The organism is Microbacterium sp. W1-4-2, assembly GCF_058349885.2.
This window is the reverse complement of sequence record NZ_JBYRJC020000003.1, coordinates 338,189-355,661: the sequence shown is the minus strand read 5'-3', so window position 1 is coordinate 355,661 and position 17,473 is coordinate 338,189. Positions and strand designations below refer to the sequence as shown.

Below are 17,473 nucleotides of genomic sequence, written 5' to 3'. Positions count from 1 at the left end.
CGTTCGGGTGAGCAACCGCGCAGACCTCGGCAAGGACCCTCGGCGGGTCAGCGGCATGTTCGACCAGGTCGCCGCCGGCTACGACCGCACCAACACCGTGCTCAGCATCGGCAACGACAAGCTCTGGCGCATCGCCGTCACCCGGGCGGTCGCCCCGCGGCCGGGTCAGCGCATCCTGGATCTTGCGGCCGGGACCGGCGCGAGCTCCGTCTCGCTCGCGCGCAGCGGTGCCGAGGTCGTCGCGGCCGACTTCTCGCCCGGCATGATCGCCGAGGGGCGTCGTCGCCGCGGCGACGTGCCGAACCTGACGTTCCAAGAGGCGGATGCCACGGACCTGCCGTTCGACGACGGCTCGTTCGATACCGTCACGATCTCGTTCGGGCTGCGCAACGTCGCAGACCCCCGCAAGGCACTCGCCGAGATGCTGCGCGTGACCAAGCCCGGCGGGCGGCTGGTGATCTGCGAGTTCTCGCACCCGCGGTCGGCGGTGTTCGGCGGCCTGTACGGCTTCTACAACAGCCGCATCCTGCCCATCGCCGCCAAGGCGGTCAGCAGCAACGCCGCCGCGTACGACTACCTGAACGAGTCGATCCGCGACTGGCCCGACCAGCGCAGGCTCGCGACCTGGATCCGCGCCGCCGGCTGGACCGACGTCGCCTACCGCAACCTCACGTTCGGCGTCGTGGCCATCCACCGCGCGTTCAAGCCCGCCGCCTGACCCCGTGCATCCACGCCGCGCCCGCGGCATCCACTCGGGCGCCCGCGCGCCGCGCGCCCTCCCGCCGCCTGCCGCGCGCCCTCCCGCCGGGCGTCAACCCCTTCACAGGGTCCGGAAGATCTCACCAACCTCGGATGATTCCGCCGAAATCATCCGAGGTTCGCGCGATCTTCCGAAGTCTGTGAACGTGGGCGTTCGCCCCCGCCCTGACACGCGGGCGTTCGCCCCCGCCCTGACACGCGTGCGAGCGCGCGAACGCAGACAGGTAGGCTGGAAATCGTGACTCCGAGCCGTCCTGTGCCGGGCTCGCATGTGGCGAGCCGACTCGGTCTGACCGAGCGTGTCTTCGCAGGCGCGAAGTCCCGCAAGCTGCTGCGCACCGTCGAAGGCGGCCTCGAGCGCGTCGAGCAGAGCCTGGCCGCCGAACTGCGCATGGCCGACCCGCTGGTCGACGCGACCACCCGCTACCTGTACGAGGCCGGCGGCAAGCGCGTGCGCCCGATGCTCGTGCTCGTGACCAGCCAGCTCGGCGAGGGCGTCACCGAGCCGGTGATCGATGCCGCGACCGCGCTCGAGCTCACCCACCTCGGCTCGCTGTACCACGACGACGTCATGGACTCTGCCGACGTGCGCCGCGGCGTGCCCGCCGCGCACGAGGTGTGGGGCAACAACATCGCCATTCTCACCGGCGACCTGCTCTTCTCGCGCGCCAGCCAGATCATGGCGCGCCACGGCGAGCGGGCGATCCGGCTGCAGGCCGACACGTTCGAGCGACTGGTCCTCGGCCAGATGCACGAGACGATCGGCCCGCAGGACGGCGACGACCCGGTCGCCTTCTACCTGCAGGTGCTGTCGGACAAGACCGGCTCGCTGATCGCGGCCGCAGCCCAGGCCGGCGTGATCTTCGCGAACGGCGATCCCGCCTTCGAACAGCCCCTGGTCACGTTCGGCGAGAAGGCCGGCGTCGCCTTCCAACTGCTCGACGACGTGATCGACCTCAGCGACAACCCGCACGAGACCGGCAAGGTGCCGGGCACCGACCTGCGCGCCGGGGTGCCCACGATGCCGTACCTGCTGCTGACCCAGCGCGAGGATGCGGCATCCATCACCCTGCGCGAGAGCATCGACGCCGGGGTCGCCGAGATCGCCGCCGGTGCTGACGCCTCGATCCTCGACACCGCGCTCGCCGCCCTGCGCGACCACGACGCCACCGACGAGACCCGGCGCCTGGCGCGCACCTGGTCGCAGCAGGGCATCGACGCGATCGAGCCGCTGCCGGACGGACCGGTGCGTGATGCGCTCATGCGCTTCGCGGTCGCGGTCGCCGATCGCAGCAGCTGACGCGGCATCCGCCTCGCCCCAGGCGTCGCGCCCGCACCCGAAAGGACCCCATGACGAAGCTCAGGCTTGCCATCATCGGCGCCGGCCCGGCCGGCATCTACGCCGCCGACAACCTCTTGAAGACCGAGCGCAAGTTCGACGCGTCGATCGACCTGTTCGACAAGCTGCCGGCGCCATACGGGCTCGTCCGCTACGGCGTCGCCCCCGACCACCCGCGCATCAAGGGCATCATCACGGCGCTGCGCGATGTGCTCGACCGTGGCGACATCCGCATCTTCGGCAACGTCGAGTACGGCCGCGACATCACCTTGGACGACCTGAAGGACCACTACAACGCCGTGATCTTCGCCACCGGGGCGATCCACGACGCGCCGCTGCCCATCGAGGGCATCGACGCGGACGCCGTGTTCGGCGCCGCCCAGTTCGTCAGCTGGTACGACGGCCACCCGGACGTGCCGCGCGACTGGCCGCTGGACGCCTCGTCGGTCGCGGTCATCGGCAACGGCAATGTGGCCCTCGACGTCGCCCGGGTGCTGGCCAAGCACGTCGAAGACCTGCGGCCCACCGAGATCCCCGACAACGTCGAGGCGGGCCTTGCCGCCTCGCAGATCACCGACGTGCACGTGTTCGGCCGCCGCGGTCCCACTCAGGTCAAGTTCACCCCGCTCGAGCTGCGCGAGCTCGGCGAGCTGCGCGACGTCGACATGGTGGTCTACGACGAGGACTTCGACTACGACGAGGCGTCCAAGACCGCGATCTCGACGAACAAGCAGGTCATGGTGATCGACCGCATCCTGCAGTCCTGGCGTGCGCGGCCCGGCGTCAACAACGCCGGGGGAGAGGCATCCCGCCGTCTGCACCTGCACTTCTTCGCGAAGCCGGTCGAAGTGAAGAAGGATGCCGCGGGCCGCGCGAGCGCGTTCGTGTACGAGCGGACGCAGCCCGACGGGCAGGGCGGCGTGATCGGCACGGGCGAACTGCGCGAGATCCCGGTGGGCCAGGTGTACCGCGCCATCGGCTGGTTCGGCGCACCGCTGCCGGGCGTGCCCTTCGACAAGCGGCACGGCGTGATCCCGAACCGCGAGGGCCGCGCGCTGGAGAAGAACTCGAACGACGAGGTCGCGGGCGTCTACACGACCGGATGGGCCAAGCGGGGGCCCGTGGGCCTGATCGGCCACACGAAGTCCGACGCGATGGAGACGGTGCGCAACCTCATCAACGACCAGGGGTCGTGGTGGCGGCCCGCGCACCCCGAAGAGGCCGCGATCCCGGCGCTGCTGGCCGAGCGCGGCATCGAGTGGACCGACCTCGAAGGCTGGCACCGGCTGGACGCGCACGAGATCGCCCTCGGCGCGCCGAACGAGCGCGAGCGGGTCAAGGTCGTGCCCCGCGACGAGATGCTGCGGATCTCGCGCGGCGAGGCGTAGCGGCGCGACGGGCTCGCCGGTGCCGCACCGCCTCACTCCGGGCCTGCTGGCCGCGCTCGGATTCCTGTCCGGCGTCGGGCCGTTCGCAACGGACCTGTACCTGGCGTCGTTCACCGACATCGCCCGGGATCTCGGCGCCGAGCCGTCGTCGGTGCAGCTGACCCTGACCGCGTTCCTGCTGGGCCTGGGTGCGGGCCAGCTGCTGCTCGGCCCGACCTCCGACAGCCGGGGCAGACGCCCCGTGCTCGTGGTGGCGCTCGCCGTGTTCGCGGCGGCCAGCATCGCGATGGTGTTCTCGCCGACGCTGCCGGTGTTCGTCGCCCTGCGCGCGGTGCAGGGCTTCTCGGGGGCCGCGGGCATCGTGGTCTCGCGGGCGATCGCCGTCGACCTCAGCGTGGGCGACACGGCGGTGCGCGCGTTGAGCCTGATGGCGATGGTCAGCGCCCTCGGACCGCTGATCAGCCCGCCGATCGGCGGCGTGGTCGCACAGCTGGCGGGCTGGCGGGCGGTCCTCGGTGTGATCGCCGCGATCGCGACCGTGATGTTCGTGCTCGCGGTGTCGCTGGTGCCCGAGTCGCTGCCGCCCGAGCACCGGCATCGCGGGGGCGCGGGGCAGCTCGTGGCGCGGTTCGGGATGCTGCTGACCGACCGCGCGTTCACCGGCCGCACGGTCGCCTTCGCCGCAGGATTCGGCGCGATGATGTCGTACATCTCGGCCTCGCCGTTCGTCGGCCAGTCCGTGCTCCGGATGACTCCGCTCGAGTACGCGCTCGGGTTCGCGGCGGGCGCACTCGCGCTCGTGGTCGCGAATCTCACGAACGCGCGGATCGCCGAGCGCGTCGGCCCCGGGCGCATGCTCGGGGTCGGGATCGGCATGATGATCGCCGCGGGCACGGCCTTCGGCATCCTGACCGTCACCGGCGCGCTGACGATTCCGCTGTTCATCGCGTGCGCGTTCGTGCTCACCGGCGGCACCGGCCTGACGATGGCGAACGGGTCAGCGCTCGCTCTGGCCCGGGCTGCCGCCGCGCGCGGATCGGGCGCGGCGCTGCTGGGCGCCGCCCAGTTCGCGATCGGCGGGCTCAGCTCGCCGCTGGTCGGATTGTGGGGAGAGCACACGGCCGTTCCGATGGCGCTCATCTCGCTCGGCTGGGCGCTGGTCGCGGCCGGCGGGGCGGTCGTCGCACGGCGCGGAGAGCAAGCCGCAGACCCGGAGAACAATGGGGAACACGCCGGATGACTCGACAGCGGGCTCGGATACAATTACGGTTGGTAGTGGTTGACAGCTGATTGCGGCGCGCCATGTCCCCAGCGTGGTGTTGTGCCTGTTCCCCAGACAGGACCGTCGCCGTCTACAACCACTGTGGGTGCCGCGAGCTCTGATCCCCAAGATGACTGCTCGCGGTACCCACTCACTTTGCGCATACGGGCACACTTCGTAGCGGCGGATCCCCCGTCCTCGACTCCCCAGATTCGTGTCTCGGTTGGTTCGACGCCTTGTGTGCTCGCCCCCAGTGCGTGAGTGATTTCAAGTTATCCGCGTCATTCGGTCTTGTCCACCGTTCGGGGGACAAGAAAGCCGATCTTCAGTAAATCCTGAGCTTCGAGCCGAGGAGGCTTGAGCGGGGCTCGGAACCGCGCCCAGGATCTTGAGCTGCGGCGGCCGTCACGGTGTCGGCGCCTGCGTCTACGGTGGTCGGCATGCAGGTCGATGAGGATGTCGCAACCTGGCTGCTCGCCTCCGATCCGGCGATCCGCTGGCAGGTCGAACGCGATGTGATCGGTGCCGCGCCCACGGTGTGGCAGGCTACGCGGGAGCGCGCCGCCACCGAGGGGTTCGGCGCGGCGCTGCTGGCGGAACAGGACCCCGAGGGGACGTGGGCCGGCGGCGCGTTCTTCCCCGCCGGCTTCTTCGACAGCCCCGAGGTCGACGCGCCGGGACAGCCGTGGGTCGCCACGACCTGGGCGCTGAAAGACCTGCGCGAGTGGGGGCTGGATGCCGGTGTGCTGGCGGGCACGGCCGACAAGCTCGCCGCACACTGCCGCTGGGACTACGACGACCTGCCGTACTGGGGCGGCGAGGTCGACGTGTGCATCAATTCCTTCACGCTGGCCACCGGGGCATGGCTGGGCGCGGATGTCTCGGCGCTTGCGGCGTGGTTTCCGGCCCACCGGCTCGACGACGGCGGCTGGAACTGCGAGGCGGAAGAGGGCGATTCGGTCCGCTCGTCGTTCCACTCGACGCTGAACGCGCTGCGCGGCATGCTCTCGTACGAACGCGATACCGGCGACACGTCCCTGCGTGCGGCGCGTCGCAGCGGCGAGGAGTACCTGCTCTCACGCCGGCTGGCCTATCGTGCGTCGACCGGCGAGCTCGTCGGGCCGTTCGTGACGGCGTTCGTCTACCCGAACCGGCATCGCTACAGCGCACTGGCCGCCCTCGACTACTTCCGCGAGGCGGCGCTGCACGACGGCACCGGGCTCGTCGATGGCAAGCCCGACGAGCGACTCGCCGACGCGATCGACATGGTGCGTGCGGCCCGGCGGCCCGACGGCACCTGGCTGCAGACGGCCCCGCTCGCCGGCCGCACGTGGTTCGACGTGGACGTGCCGGAGGGCGAGCCGTCCCGCTGGCTCACGCTGTTCGGCACCCGGGTGCTGACCTGGTGGGACGCCGCGCGTTGATCTTCAGCGGTAGTTGATGAACTGCAGATCGACGTCGAGGTCGGCGGCCTTGAGCAGCCGGATGACCTCCTGCAGGTCGTCGCGGCTCTTGGACTGCACCCGCAGCTCGTCGCCCTGGATCTGCGACTTGACCGACCGGGGCGCCTCGTCGCGGATGATCTTGCTGATCTTCTTCGCGTTCTCCTGCGAGATGCCGTCCTTCAGGCTCGAGCTGATGCGCACCTCTTTGCCGCCCTGCACCGGATCGCCCGACTCGAGGCTCTTCAGTGAGATGCCGCGCTTGATGAGCTTGGACTGGAACACGTCCAGCACCGCCTTGGCGCGCTCCTCGGTCGAAGCCTTGATCAGGATCGTCTCGCCGCTCCACTCGATGGAGGCGCCGGTGCCCTTGAAGTCGTAGCGCTGCTCGACCTCTTTGCGGGCCTGGTTGAGGGCGTTGTCCGCCTCCTGATGGTCGACCTTGGAGACGATGTCGAACGATGAGTCAGCCATGCCGCGAGTCTATCGACCCGACGCGTGGGAGGTGTTCGGTCCGCCGTCCCGTGTGGTCGCTTCTGGGCACCGCAAGACGGCGGGGCCGCGGCATCCATGCAAACGCTTCCAGGATGCCGAGACCGATTGGCGCTGAAGATCACGAGATGGTATCGGCCATCCGCAGGGATTGTCAGAACCACGATCGTCAGTCAAAATGTAAGCGCTTGCACTTCGAGCACACCGAGCCGACACCCGTCGCGCCGGGCCTGGAGAATTCAGAGAGGCATGACACACCGATGAAGGTGAACAAGAAGGGCGCCGCAGCCGCCGCTGCGCTGATCGTGGCGAGCATGTTCGGCCTCGCCGGCTGCGCCGGCGGTACCGCGGCCACCCCGAAGAACACGAACGCCGGCACGCTCACCGTCTGGGTGGACGCCGACCGCGCTCGGGCGCTCAAGGACGTCGCAGCCGCGTTCCAGAAGGACAAGGGCGTCAAGGTCGACCTGGTCGTCAAGGACTACGGCAAGATCCGCGACGGGTTCACGGCGCAGGTGCCGACCGGCAAGGGTCCGGACCTGACGATCGGGGGCCACGACTGGACCGGCAGCTTCGTGCAGGACGGCGTGATCGCCCCCGTCGAGCTGGGTGACAAGGCCTCGCAGTTCGAGAAGGTCGCGATCCAGGCCGTGACCTACGACGGCAAGACCTACGGTCTGCCCTACGCGATTGAGAACATCGCGATCCTGCGCAACACCAAGCTCGCAAGCTCCACCCCCGACACGTACGACGCGATGATCGCCGAAGGCAAGAAGGCGGGCACGAAGTACCCGTTCATCGTCGGCCTGGACGCGCAGGCCGCCGACCCGTACCACCTGTACCCGTTCGAGACCTCGTTCGGCAACTCGGTGTTCGCCCAGAACGCGGACGGCTCGTACGACGCCTCGAAGCTGACCATCGGCGACACCGCCGGGCAGGGCTTCGCGAAGTGGCTCGGTTCGCAGGGCGACAAGGGAACCAAGGTGCTCAACCTCAACCTCTCCGGCGACCTGGCCAAAGAGGCCTTCCTCGCCGGTGAGTCGCCGTACTTCCTGACCGGCCCGTGGAACGTGGCAGACGCCCAGGCCAAGGGCATCGACCTGTCGGTCGACCCGATCCCGTCGGCGGGCGGCAAGACCGCCGCTCCCTTCGCGGGCGTGCAGACGTTCTTCCTGAGCTCGAAGTCGAAGAACGCACTGGCGGCCACCGACTTCCTCGTGAACTACATCGCGACCGACGACGTGCAGACCGCACTGTTCAAGGCCGGCGGCCGTCCGCCGGCACTGACCACCGCGTACCAGGCCGCGCAGTCCGACCCGATCATCGCCGGCTTCGGCAAGGTCGGCGAGAACGCCGTGCCGATGCCGTCGATCCCGCAGATGGGCTCCGTGTGGGATGACTGGGGCAAGACCGAGGCGGCCGTCATCAAGGGCGCCGACCCGGCCTCGAGCTGGACCAGGATGACCACCAACATCCAGGGCAAGCTCAAGTAACACGCTCCGAGGGGCGGTGCCGTTCGCGGCGCCGCCCCTCGCTCCGCACGACGAACAGGAGTCGACGATGACAGGTCCCACCCTCCAGGAGCGTGAGACGACGGATGCCGCGCCCTCGCGGCGCAGCAGGCGGGCGGCCGCGTTCGCCGAGGCCGCGTCCGCGGGCTGGAAGGTGTGGCTGGCCAAGGTCGTGATGCTCGGCATCATCGACGCGCTCGCGATCTACGCGATGCTCGTGCTGATCGGACAGGGCCAGTGGCTGGTCCCGCTGATCATCGCGGCGGTGGCCGTGCTCGTGAACGTCGTGTACCTGGTCCCGGGCCTCCTGCCGGGGAAGTACCTGATGCCGGGCCTGATCTTCCTGTTCGTCTTCCAGGTCTTCGTCGTCCTCTTCTCCATCTACATCGCCTTCACCAACTACGGATCCGGTCACATCTCGACCAAGGACGACGCGGTCAATGCGCTGCTGCAGCAGTCGCAGACGCGCGTCGAGAACTCGCCGACCTACCCGATCAAGGTGCTCGAGCGGGGCGGCTCGTTCTATCTGCTCACCGCAGACCCGGCCACGGGCGCCTTCGAGGTCGGCGGCGCCGACCGGCCGCTCGAGCCGGTCGCCGGGGCGGACGCCTCCGGCGCCCCGGGGTACTCGACCCTCGACTTCGCCCAGATCCTGCAGCACCAGAAGGCGATCGGCGATCTGTCGGTGCAGCTGTCCGCCGATCCCAACGAGGGCTACCTGAAGACCACCGACGGCTCGAACGCCTACGTGTTCACCTCGACCCTGAAGTGGGACCCCGCCGCCGACACGATGACCGACACCAAGACCGGCGTCGTCTACAGCGACACCGGCAAGGGTGCGTTCACCGCCGACGACGGCACGCAGCTGCTGCCGGGCTGGCAGGTGTGGGTGGGCGTCGACAACTTCGTGCGCGCGTTCAGCGACTCGTCGATCCGCGGCCCGTTCTTCGCCGTGCTCATCTGGACGTTCGTGTTCGCGATCCTGTCGGTCGCGACGACCTTCATCCTCGGGCTGTTCCTGGCGATCGTGTTCAACGATCCGCGCATGAGGAGCAAGAAGTTCTACCGGGTCATCATGATCCTGCCGTACGCGTTCCCCGGGTTCCTGTCGGCCCTGGTATGGGCGGGCATGTTCAATCAGGACTTCGGGTTCATCAACCAGGTGCTGTTCGGCGGCGCCTCCATCCCGTGGCTGCAGGACGCATGGCTGGCCAAGGGGGCGATCCTGCTCGTGAACCTCTGGCTCGGCTTCCCTTACATGTTCCTGGTGTGCACGGGCGCGATCCAGTCCATCCCCGACGACATCCAAGAGGCCGGCCGGGTGGACGGGGCGAGTGTGTGGCAGATCTTCCGCCACATCAAGTTCCCGCTGCTGCTGGTCTCGGTCGCGCCGCTGCTGATCTCGTCGTTCGCGTTCAACTTCAACAACTTCAACCTGATCTACATGCTCACCGCCGGCGGCCCGCGCTTCGCCGACGCCGGCATCAACGTCGGGCAGACCGACATCCTCATCTCGATGGTCTACAAGGTCGCCTTCGTCGGCGCGAACCGCGATTATGGCCTGGCCAGCGCCTTCGCGATCATCATCTTCGTCCTCGTCGCGCTCATCTCGTATCTGAGCTTCCGGCAGACCAAGGTCCTCGAGGAGCTGAACTGACATGGCCATGGACTCGACCCCGCTCAGCGCCGCATCGACCGTGGCGCCCACCCTCGCCCCCGAGACGGCACCGGCCGCTCCCACCGGCGCGATCGTCACCGACGGCGCGCCCGCCCCCGAGCCGCGGCGCCCGTTCCCCCGCTGGTTCCGCGAGACCGGCTGGCGTCACATCGTCGGCATCGTGATGCTGGTGTTCTCGGCGTTCCCGCTCGTGTACGTGCTGGCCGCCTCGCTCAATCCGGGCGGGACGCTGCTGACGGCCAACGGGCTGTTCCAGAGCTTCGACATCGGCAGCTACATCGCACTGTTCTCGGACCCCACCCGTCCGTACGGCGCCTGGCTCGTCAACACGATCGTGATCGGGCTGTGCGCGTCGGCAGGCACCGTCATCCTCTGCGCGCTGGCGGCATATGCCTTCTCGCGCATGCGCTTCACCGGGCGCCGCTTCGGCCTGCTCACGCTGCTGCTCGTGCAGATGTTCCCGCAGCTGCTCGCGTTCGTCGCGATCTTCCTGCTCATGTCGGCGATCGGCGACATCTTCCCGGTGCTCGGGCTGAACTCGCAGATCGGCCTCATCATGATCTACCTCGGTGGTGCGCTGGGCGTGAACACGTTCCTCATGTACGGGTTCTTCAACACCGTGCCCGCCTCGATCGACGAAGCCGCCAAGATCGACGGCGCCGGGCACGCCCGCATCTTCTTCACGATCATCCTGCGGCTGGTCGCCCCGATCCTCGCGGTGATCGGCCTGCTGGCGTTCATCGGCACCACGAGCGACTTCGTGATCGCCTCGGTCGTGCTCGTCGACCCCGACAAGCAGACCCTGGCCGTCGGCCTCTACCAGTTCGTCTCGCAAGAGACCGCGCGCAACTGGAGCGTGTTCGCCGCCGGCGCGGTGATCGCCGCGATCCTGCCGGTGGCGCTGTTCCTGGCGCTGCAGCGCTACATCGTCAGCGGTCTGACCGCCGGCAGCGTCAAGTGATGTCCGGGACGTCGCCGAAGATGGAGAATATGATCCTGCACCCCCATCACGACGGCTCGCCGCTGCACGTCTCCACGCAGCATCCCGCGCTCGGCGACGAAGTCACCGTGCGGCTGCGCGTACCGGCAGGCAGCACACCGGTCGCGCGTGCATTCGTGCGATCGAACCCCGACCACGAGCCGCAGTGGGTCGAGGCATCCCTCGACGGCGACGCCGACGGATGGCAGTGGTGGTCCGCCGTGATCACCGTGGCCAACCCCCGTCACGGCTACCGGTGGGCGCTGGTGCACGACGACGGCACGACCTCGACGCTCAGCCAGGGCGGGCACACCCGGCTCGAGGCGTTGGATGCCGTGGACTTCGCGCTCGTCGCCGGCAACCCGCCTCCGGCCTGGCTCGAGGGCGCCGTGATGTACCAGATCTTCCCGGACCGCTTCGCGCGCTCGGCGGCCGCCGACGACCGGGAGGCGCCGGACTGGGCGATCCCGGTGACGTGGGACACGCCGCTCGACCCGCTGCCGCCGGGGCGCAGCCACCAGTTCTACGGCGGCGACCTGGACGGCATCGTCGACCGGCTCGACCACATCGGCCGGCTCGGGGCGACGATCGTGTATCACACGCCGATCTTCCCCGCCCGGTCGAACCATCGGTACGACGCGTCGCGGTTCGACGTCGTCGACCCGCTGCTGGGCGGCGACGACGCGTACCTGCGGCTGATCGGGGCGGTTCACGCGCGCGGTATGAAGGTGATGGGCGACCTCACCAGCAACCACTCCGGCGACGGGCACGAGTGGTTCCAGGCCGCGTACCGCCATCCCGGAGCGCCCGAGAGCGCGTTCTACTACTTCCGCGACGCGGAGCAGACCGAATACGAGTCGTGGCTGGGGGTGCCGAGCCTGCCGAAGTTCAATTGGAACTCGACCGAGCTGCGCCGCCGCTTCATCGAGGGACCCGACTCGGTCGTCGCACAGTGGCTGGATGCCCCGTACCACGCCGACGGCTGGCGCATCGACGTCGCGAACATGACCGGGCGCCTGGGCGCCGAGGACCTGAACGCCGAGGTGCGCCAGACGCTGCGCCGCACCATGGTCGAGGTGAACCCCGACACTCTGCTGCTGGGGGAGTCGACCAACGACGCCGCGAGCGATCTGCAGGGTGACGCCTGGCACGGCGCGATGACCTACCCGGCGTTCACGCGCGGCGTGTGGGGGTGGCTGGCGGATCCGGCGCCGGACGGCTGGTTCTTCGGCATCCCCACCGGGCTGCCGAGCTACTCGGCGCGTGAGTTCGTCGAGCAGCTGCAGCGGTTCACGTCACAGATCCCGTGGCGGGTGCGGCTGGGCTGCATGCAGCCGCTCGACACGCACGACACGGCGCGGTTCGCGACGTTCGCTGCGCCCGGCACCGTGCCGCTCGCGGTCGGCCTGTCGATGACCCTGCCCGGTCTGCCGGTCGTGTTCGCCGGCGACGAGTTCGGTCTGACCGGCGCCGACGGCGAGATGAGCCGCACGCCCATCCCGTGGGACCGAGCCGACGAGCCCGAGGTCGCCGAGCGCATCGCGTTGTACCGCGACCTCATCGGGCTGCGTCGTGGCCACGAGGCGCTGCAGACCGGCGGGCTGCGCTGGCTGCACGTGGACGACGAGACCGTCGTGTTCGTGCGCGAGGCGCCGTCGGGCAGCGTGCTCGTGCTCGCCTCTCGCGGGGACGTGGATGTCGAGATCCCGGCGCCGCTCGTGATCGGGGCTTCGTCCGCCGAGGACGCCTTCGGCGACGCGACGCTCGCGGTCGCATCCGACGGGGCGGTGCTGCTGTCGGCCGACGGTCCGGTGTTCGCCGCGTGGGCGCTGCCCGGCGTGGTGGCCCCGGCGGCCACCGCCGTGGCGCACGCGCTGCCGCAGGGCGGGATGGGCGCGGTCCCCGAGGCGTAGCGGGTCGCGGCATCCACCCCTCTCTAGACTGGCGGCATGCACTCCGGCGCCCCTGTCGTCGTCATCGGCGACGCACTGATCGACGAACTGCGCTCCGGCACCTCGGTGACCGAACTCGTGGGCGGCGCGGCGCTGAACGTGGCGGTCGGCCTGGTGCGGCTCGGTGTGCCGGCGACGCTGATCGCCATGGTCGGCGACGACGAGGCCGGGGACCACATCCGGGCGTACCTGCGCGACTACGGCGTCGGGCTGCTCGCGTCGCCCTCCCCGCTCGGTTCGTCGCGGGCGGTGTCGACGCGCGTGGGCGGCGAGCCCGTGTACGTGTTCAACGAGGCGGCGCAGGTGCGGGCCGTGACCTACGGCGCGGCCGAGCGTGCGGCGATCGCGGCCGCGCCACTGGTCGTCGTCAGCTGTTTTCCGTTCGACCGTGCCGCACAGGTGGCCGCGCTCGCCGAGGCCGCGGCTGGCAAGCCCCTCGTGATCGACCCGAATCCTCGGGCGGGGATGCTGGCAGATCGCGCCGCGTTCGTGCAGGGCTTCGAGTCGCTCGTGTCGCGCTGCGCGCTGGTCAAGGTCGGCGCCGACGATGCCGCGCTGCTGTACGGCGCGTCGATCGACGAGCTGCGCGAGCGGCTCGCGGCCGCGACGACCGTGCTGGCGACGGCCGGGTCCGACGGCGCCGTGCTCGAGACCGGCGGCGCCGTCGTCTCGGCGCCGATCGCCTCCCTGCCGGGGCGAGTGGTCGACACGATGGGAGCCGGCGACGCCGTGCTCGCCTCGATCGTCGCCTCGCTCGTGCAGGACGAGCCGATGGATGCCGCGGCCTGGGCCGCAGCACTGCAGCGCGCGATGGACATCGCCGCGGCCACGGTGCGCTTCGAGGGCGCGCTGCTGCGCATCCCCGGCGCCGACGCCATGGACCTCGATCGCCTCGGCACCTGAGTGACCCGGTGGTTCGCAGCACTCGCTGCGACCAGGTAACATTGATACTCGCGCCTCCGGTCGACTGGACAAGCCGGGCGGGTGCGCACTTGGCAGGTTACCCAAGCGGCCAAAGGGATCTGACTGTAAATCAGCCGTCTTCGACTTCGGGGGTTCGAATCCCTCACCTGCCACCGATTGTTCAGGGGCTCCGCGCAGCGGGGCCCCTCGACATTTCCCGGCGATCCGTGATCCGAACAGACCGCGCGGGCCGCGGCATCCTCACCCCTTGATCGCGCCCGAGGTCAGGCCCGACACGACCGACCGCTTGAACACGAGCACGAGGATCGCGATCGGCACGACGGCGACGGTGCTGGCCGCGAAGATCGCCCCGAACGGCGTGATGTGCGCGTTGCCGAACAGCGCGATGCCGACCGGGATCGTGCGGAATTCGTTGGCGCTGTTGAACGAGAGCGCCATCAGGAACTCGGTCCAGCAGGCGGTGAAGGCGAAGATCCCGGCCGTGAACACGCCGGGCAGCGCCATCGGCAGCACCACCGACCACACGGTGCGCAGCGGCGAGGCGCCGTCGATGCGTGCGGTCTCCTCCATCTCCTTCGGCACACCGATGAAGTAGTTGCGCAGGATCCAGATCGCGAACGGCAGGTTCAGTGCGGTATACGGGATGATCAGCGCCTGGTAGCTGTTGAGCCACCCGATCGTGCGCATCATCAGGTACAGCGGCGCGATCAGCGCGATCACCGGGAACACCGACAGCACCAGCAGGATCACGAGGATCGTGAACGTCCCGCGCATCTTGGCCCGGCCCAGGGCGTAACCGGCGAGGGTGCCGAGCACTAGCACGAGCACGGTCGCCGCGACCGAGACGACGAGCGAGTTCAGGATGTACTGGCCGAACCCGTGATCGACGAACGCGATGCCGTAGTTCTCGACGCTCAGCGGCTCGGGGAACAGCTGCGGCGGCTGAGCCGATGCGTTCGCGGCGGTCTTGAAGCTCGTCGCGACCATCCAGTAGATCGGCAGCAGCACGAACACCGCCACCAGGGCGGTGCTGATCGCCAGCCCCCACCGGGCACCCACGGATCGACGGCGCATGTCAGTCTCCCGTCTCGGACACCTGGGCGCGGAACACCTTCAAGAAGACGAGGCATCCGATCACCACCAGGGCTGCCGTGGTCACCGCGACAGCAGCCCCCGGACCGAACTTCAGATCCGTGAACATGGCCTGATAGCCGAGGATCGCCAGCGACGTCGTCGCGTTCTGCGGCCCGCCCTGGGTCAGAACGAACGGCAGATCGAACAGCCCGAACGCCTGCAGAATGCGGAACAGCACCGCCAGCGCGATGGTCGGGCGCAGCAGCGGCAGCGTGATCCTCCAGAACACCTTCCAGCCGTTCGCGCCGTCCATCTCGGCGGCCTCGTACAGGTCGCCCGGGATCATGACCAGGCCCGCCAGCACGATGATCGCCACGAACGGGGTGGTCTTCCAGATGTCGGCGACCATCATGGCGATGATCGCCGAGGTCGGGGTGCCCAGGATCACCGGCGACCCCATGCCCAGCTGCTGGAAGATCCAGTCGGCGATGCCGGCGGTGGGGTCGTAGATGTAGTCCCACAGCGTCGCCGAGATCACCGTGATCAGCGACCACGGGATCAGCAGGATCGCCATCATCCAGCCGCGGATGCCCTCCAGCCGCTCGAGCACGAGGGCGATCAGCACCCCGAGCACGAGCTCGACGATCACCGTCACGATCGTGTAGCCGATCGTGAACACGAGCGCGTACTGCCAGATGCTCGCCGTGAAGATCGTCTTGTAGTTGCCGAGCGTGAATCCGTCGATCTGAAAGCCGCTGCCCAGCACGTTGACGTTGCTGAAGCTCATCACGATCGAGAACGCCACGGGGAAGATCGTGACTGCGGCGATCACGAACAGACCAGGCGCCGAGAAGATCCACCCCATGCGCGTCAGCGCGCGCTGCAGCGCATTCGTGCGACCGCGCGGTGGGCGCGATACCGGCGCCGCGGTACGCGGCGTGTCGGCCACCCGGATGCTCGTCACGGTTCCTCCTCGAACCCGCGATGCGGGGGCAGACCGCGGTGTCGTGGATGCCGCATCCCGACGCCGCGGTCGCCTCCGGCTGTTACAGGCCGCCGCCCAGAGCGCTGTCGATCGAGCTGCTGGCCTTTGTGATCGCCGCCTTCGGCTGCGCGGATCCGGCGAGCACGCCGTTGACCGCCGTGTAGATCGCCTGGCTGACCTGCGGGTAGTTCGGCGTCTGTGCGGGCCGCGGCACGAGCTTCGTCTCGGAGACGATCGCCAGCACCGGGTTGGCCTTCTTGACGTCGGCCGACGAGCGCACCTCGGCGTTCGTGGGGATCTCGCTGAACTGCGTCGCCAGAGTGGTCTGCGCGTCCTTGCCGGTCATCCACTTGATGAAGGTGACGTCGGCGGCGATGTTCTTGCTGTGCGGGTTGACGTACAGGTTCCATCCGCCGATGTTCGAGTAGCCGGGGGTCGGCTGCCCGCTGAAGGTGGGCATCGGGGCCACGCCGACCTTGCCGATCACCTTGGAGGGTGCGGCTTGCGACTGGCCGTACGCGTAGTCCCAGTTGCGCAGGAACAGTGCGTCACCGGCTGCGAACGCGTTCATCGACTGGGTCTCCTGGTAGGTCGACTCCGCCTTTGGCGAGACGCCCGAGGTGACCAGCGACTGCTCGAAGCTCAGGGCCTTGTCGGCCGCTGCGCTGTCGAGCGTGGACTTCGTCTGGTCGGAGCTGAGGACGGTGCCGCCGGCGTCGGCCAGAAACTCCATGAAGTCGCACGTCGCGCCCTCGTAGTTCGCGCCCTGGAACACGTAGCCGTCCTTGACCGCGCCTGCGGCCTGGACCTTCTTGGCATCCGTGACCAGCTGGTCCCACGTGGTGGGGACGGGCAGGTTGTACTTCTGCAGCAGGTCCTTGCGGTAATACAGGAAGCCCTGGTCCTCGAAGAACGGGGCGCCGTACACCTGGTTCTTGTAGGTGGCGCCCTGCACGAGCCCCTTGGCGAACGTGTCCCAGTAGCTCTGCGGCAGATACTTCGACAGCGGCACGGCCAGCTGGTGCGCGCCGAACTGCGCGGGCCAGATCACGTCGCCCATGTAGACGTCGGGACCGCCGCCACCGGAGATCTGGGTGGTGAGCGTGGCGCGGTTGGTGTCGGTGTCGTTCGGCGCCGACACCAGGTTGACCTTGATGTTCGGGTACGCCTTCTCGAAGGCGCCGATCAGCACGGTGCGCGGGTCGGTGCCGCTGGTGGTGATGGGGCTGGCCCACCACGTGATGGTGCCGGAGGTCGCGTTGCCGGGAGCGGCGGCGCTGCCCCCGGGCGTGGATCCGCCCCCGGGCGAGCCGGCGCTGCAGGCCGCCAGTCCGACCGCGGACACGGCCGTCAGCGCGATGCCCGCCGCCTGAGAGATCCGCCGGTGTCGCGAACCGCCGGCGGAGGGGCGCGGGACAGTACGGTTCAACATGAGTACGCCTCCTCGTGTTCTCTTGTGTGTGCCGTGGGCCGAGAAGCCGTAGGGCGTCTCGTGCGCAAGCAGGAGGCGTCGGCGGCGCACGATTTGAGCGTACGCTCGCGTGCTCGCCGGAACCGTTCCTCACAGGATTCGTCACGAACGCATATGCAGCTCCAAAGCGGCGCTCAGGAATCGGCGGGTCGCGGCATCCATCCACAGGTTCGCAGGGGACCCTCCCGCCCGTGAGCACGCGCGTGTCAGGATATGGA

General features: G+C 69.1%; 14 protein-coding genes and 1 tRNA gene. 11 read left to right on the top strand and 4 right to left on the bottom strand.

Annotated features, from left to right (window positions below):
• The first annotated feature begins 7 nt into the window (after nucleotides 1-7).
• The 5 genes from AC3RX0_RS14315 to AC3RX0_RS14295 all read left to right on the top strand — a co-directional run bounded on the left by AC3RX0_RS14315 (nucleotide 8) and on the right by AC3RX0_RS14295 (nucleotide 6,171).
• Entirely contained in the window at nucleotides 8-718 is a 711-nt protein-coding gene (locus tag AC3RX0_RS14315; protein WP_491506664.1) for a demethylmenaquinone methyltransferase, read from the top strand.
• 279 nt (nucleotides 719-997) lie between these two features.
• Nucleotides 998-2,059, top strand: a complete 1,062-nt coding sequence (locus AC3RX0_RS14310) for a polyprenyl synthetase family protein (RefSeq protein WP_491506663.1) — start codon at nucleotides 998-1,000, stop codon at nucleotides 2,057-2,059.
• 50 nt (nucleotides 2,060-2,109) lie between these two features.
• Complete coding sequence (locus AC3RX0_RS14305) at nucleotides 2,110-3,486, top strand: FAD-dependent oxidoreductase (protein ID WP_491506662.1); 1,377 nt, start codon at nucleotides 2,110-2,112, stop codon at nucleotides 3,484-3,486.
• A gap of 19 nt (nucleotides 3,487-3,505) precedes the next feature.
• Complete coding sequence (locus AC3RX0_RS14300) at nucleotides 3,506-4,726, top strand: Bcr/CflA family efflux MFS transporter (RefSeq protein WP_491506661.1); 1,221 nt, start codon at nucleotides 3,506-3,508, stop codon at nucleotides 4,724-4,726.
• A gap of 461 nt (nucleotides 4,727-5,187) precedes the next feature.
• Nucleotides 5,188-6,171, top strand: coding sequence for a squalene cyclase (locus AC3RX0_RS14295; RefSeq protein ID WP_491506660.1), 984 nt, complete (start codon nucleotides 5,188-5,190; stop codon nucleotides 6,169-6,171).
• A gap of 3 nt (nucleotides 6,172-6,174) precedes the next feature.
• On the opposite strand, the gene AC3RX0_RS14290 is transcribed toward AC3RX0_RS14295, so the two are convergent.
• Nucleotides 6,175-6,663, bottom strand: coding sequence for a YajQ family cyclic di-GMP-binding protein (locus AC3RX0_RS14290; RefSeq protein WP_491506659.1), 489 nt, complete (start codon nucleotides 6,661-6,663; stop codon nucleotides 6,175-6,177).
• A 278-nt stretch (nucleotides 6,664-6,941) separates the two neighbouring features.
• Between AC3RX0_RS14290 and AC3RX0_RS14285 the strand changes: the two genes are divergently transcribed.
• The 6 genes from AC3RX0_RS14285 (at nucleotide 6,942) to AC3RX0_RS14260 (ending at nucleotide 13,877) form a co-directional block, all read left to right on the top strand.
• Complete coding sequence (locus AC3RX0_RS14285; RefSeq protein WP_491506658.1) at nucleotides 6,942-8,174, top strand: sugar ABC transporter substrate-binding protein; 1,233 nt, start codon at nucleotides 6,942-6,944, stop codon at nucleotides 8,172-8,174.
• Nucleotides 8,175-8,241: 67 nt separating this feature from the next.
• Complete coding sequence (locus AC3RX0_RS14280; RefSeq protein ID WP_491506657.1) at nucleotides 8,242-9,849, top strand: ABC transporter permease subunit; 1,608 nt, start codon at nucleotides 8,242-8,244, stop codon at nucleotides 9,847-9,849.
• Nucleotides 9,850-9,856: 7 nt separating this feature from the next.
• A complete protein-coding gene (locus tag AC3RX0_RS14275) occupies nucleotides 9,857-10,831 on the top strand; it encodes a sugar ABC transporter permease (RefSeq protein WP_491506868.1) in 975 nt (324 codons plus the stop codon).
• 29 nt (nucleotides 10,832-10,860) lie between these two features.
• The gene (locus AC3RX0_RS14270; RefSeq protein WP_491506656.1) at nucleotides 10,861-12,762 is read left to right on the top strand and encodes a glycoside hydrolase family 13 protein; all 1,902 of its coding nucleotides are present in this window, start codon (nucleotides 10,861-10,863) and stop codon (nucleotides 12,760-12,762) included.
• Between the two features lie 36 nt (nucleotides 12,763-12,798).
• Complete coding sequence (locus AC3RX0_RS14265) at nucleotides 12,799-13,704, top strand: carbohydrate kinase family protein (RefSeq protein ID WP_491506655.1); 906 nt, start codon at nucleotides 12,799-12,801, stop codon at nucleotides 13,702-13,704.
• A 91-nt stretch (nucleotides 13,705-13,795) separates the two neighbouring features.
• Nucleotides 13,796-13,877, top strand: a tRNA-Tyr gene (locus tag AC3RX0_RS14260).
• Nucleotides 13,878-13,965: 88 nt separating this feature from the next.
• On the opposite strand, the gene AC3RX0_RS14255 is transcribed toward AC3RX0_RS14260, so the two are convergent.
• From AC3RX0_RS14255 to AC3RX0_RS14245, 3 genes are all read right to left on the bottom strand, one after another.
• On the bottom strand, nucleotides 13,966-14,799 hold the full coding sequence (locus tag AC3RX0_RS14255) for a carbohydrate ABC transporter permease (RefSeq protein WP_491506654.1): 834 nt from the start codon (nucleotides 14,797-14,799) through the stop codon (nucleotides 13,966-13,968).
• 1 nt (nucleotide 14,800) lies between these two features.
• Nucleotides 14,801-15,763: a carbohydrate ABC transporter permease gene (locus tag AC3RX0_RS14250; RefSeq protein ID WP_491506653.1), complete on the bottom strand. Its 963-nt coding sequence runs from the start codon at nucleotides 15,761-15,763 to the stop codon at nucleotides 14,801-14,803.
• Nucleotides 15,764-15,845: 82 nt separating this feature from the next.
• Nucleotides 15,846-17,216 (bottom strand): ABC transporter substrate-binding protein, encoded by a 1,371-nt coding sequence (locus tag AC3RX0_RS14245; protein ID WP_491506652.1) that lies wholly within the window; start codon nucleotides 17,214-17,216, stop codon nucleotides 15,846-15,848.
• Between the last annotated feature and the right edge of the window lie 257 nt (nucleotides 17,217-17,473).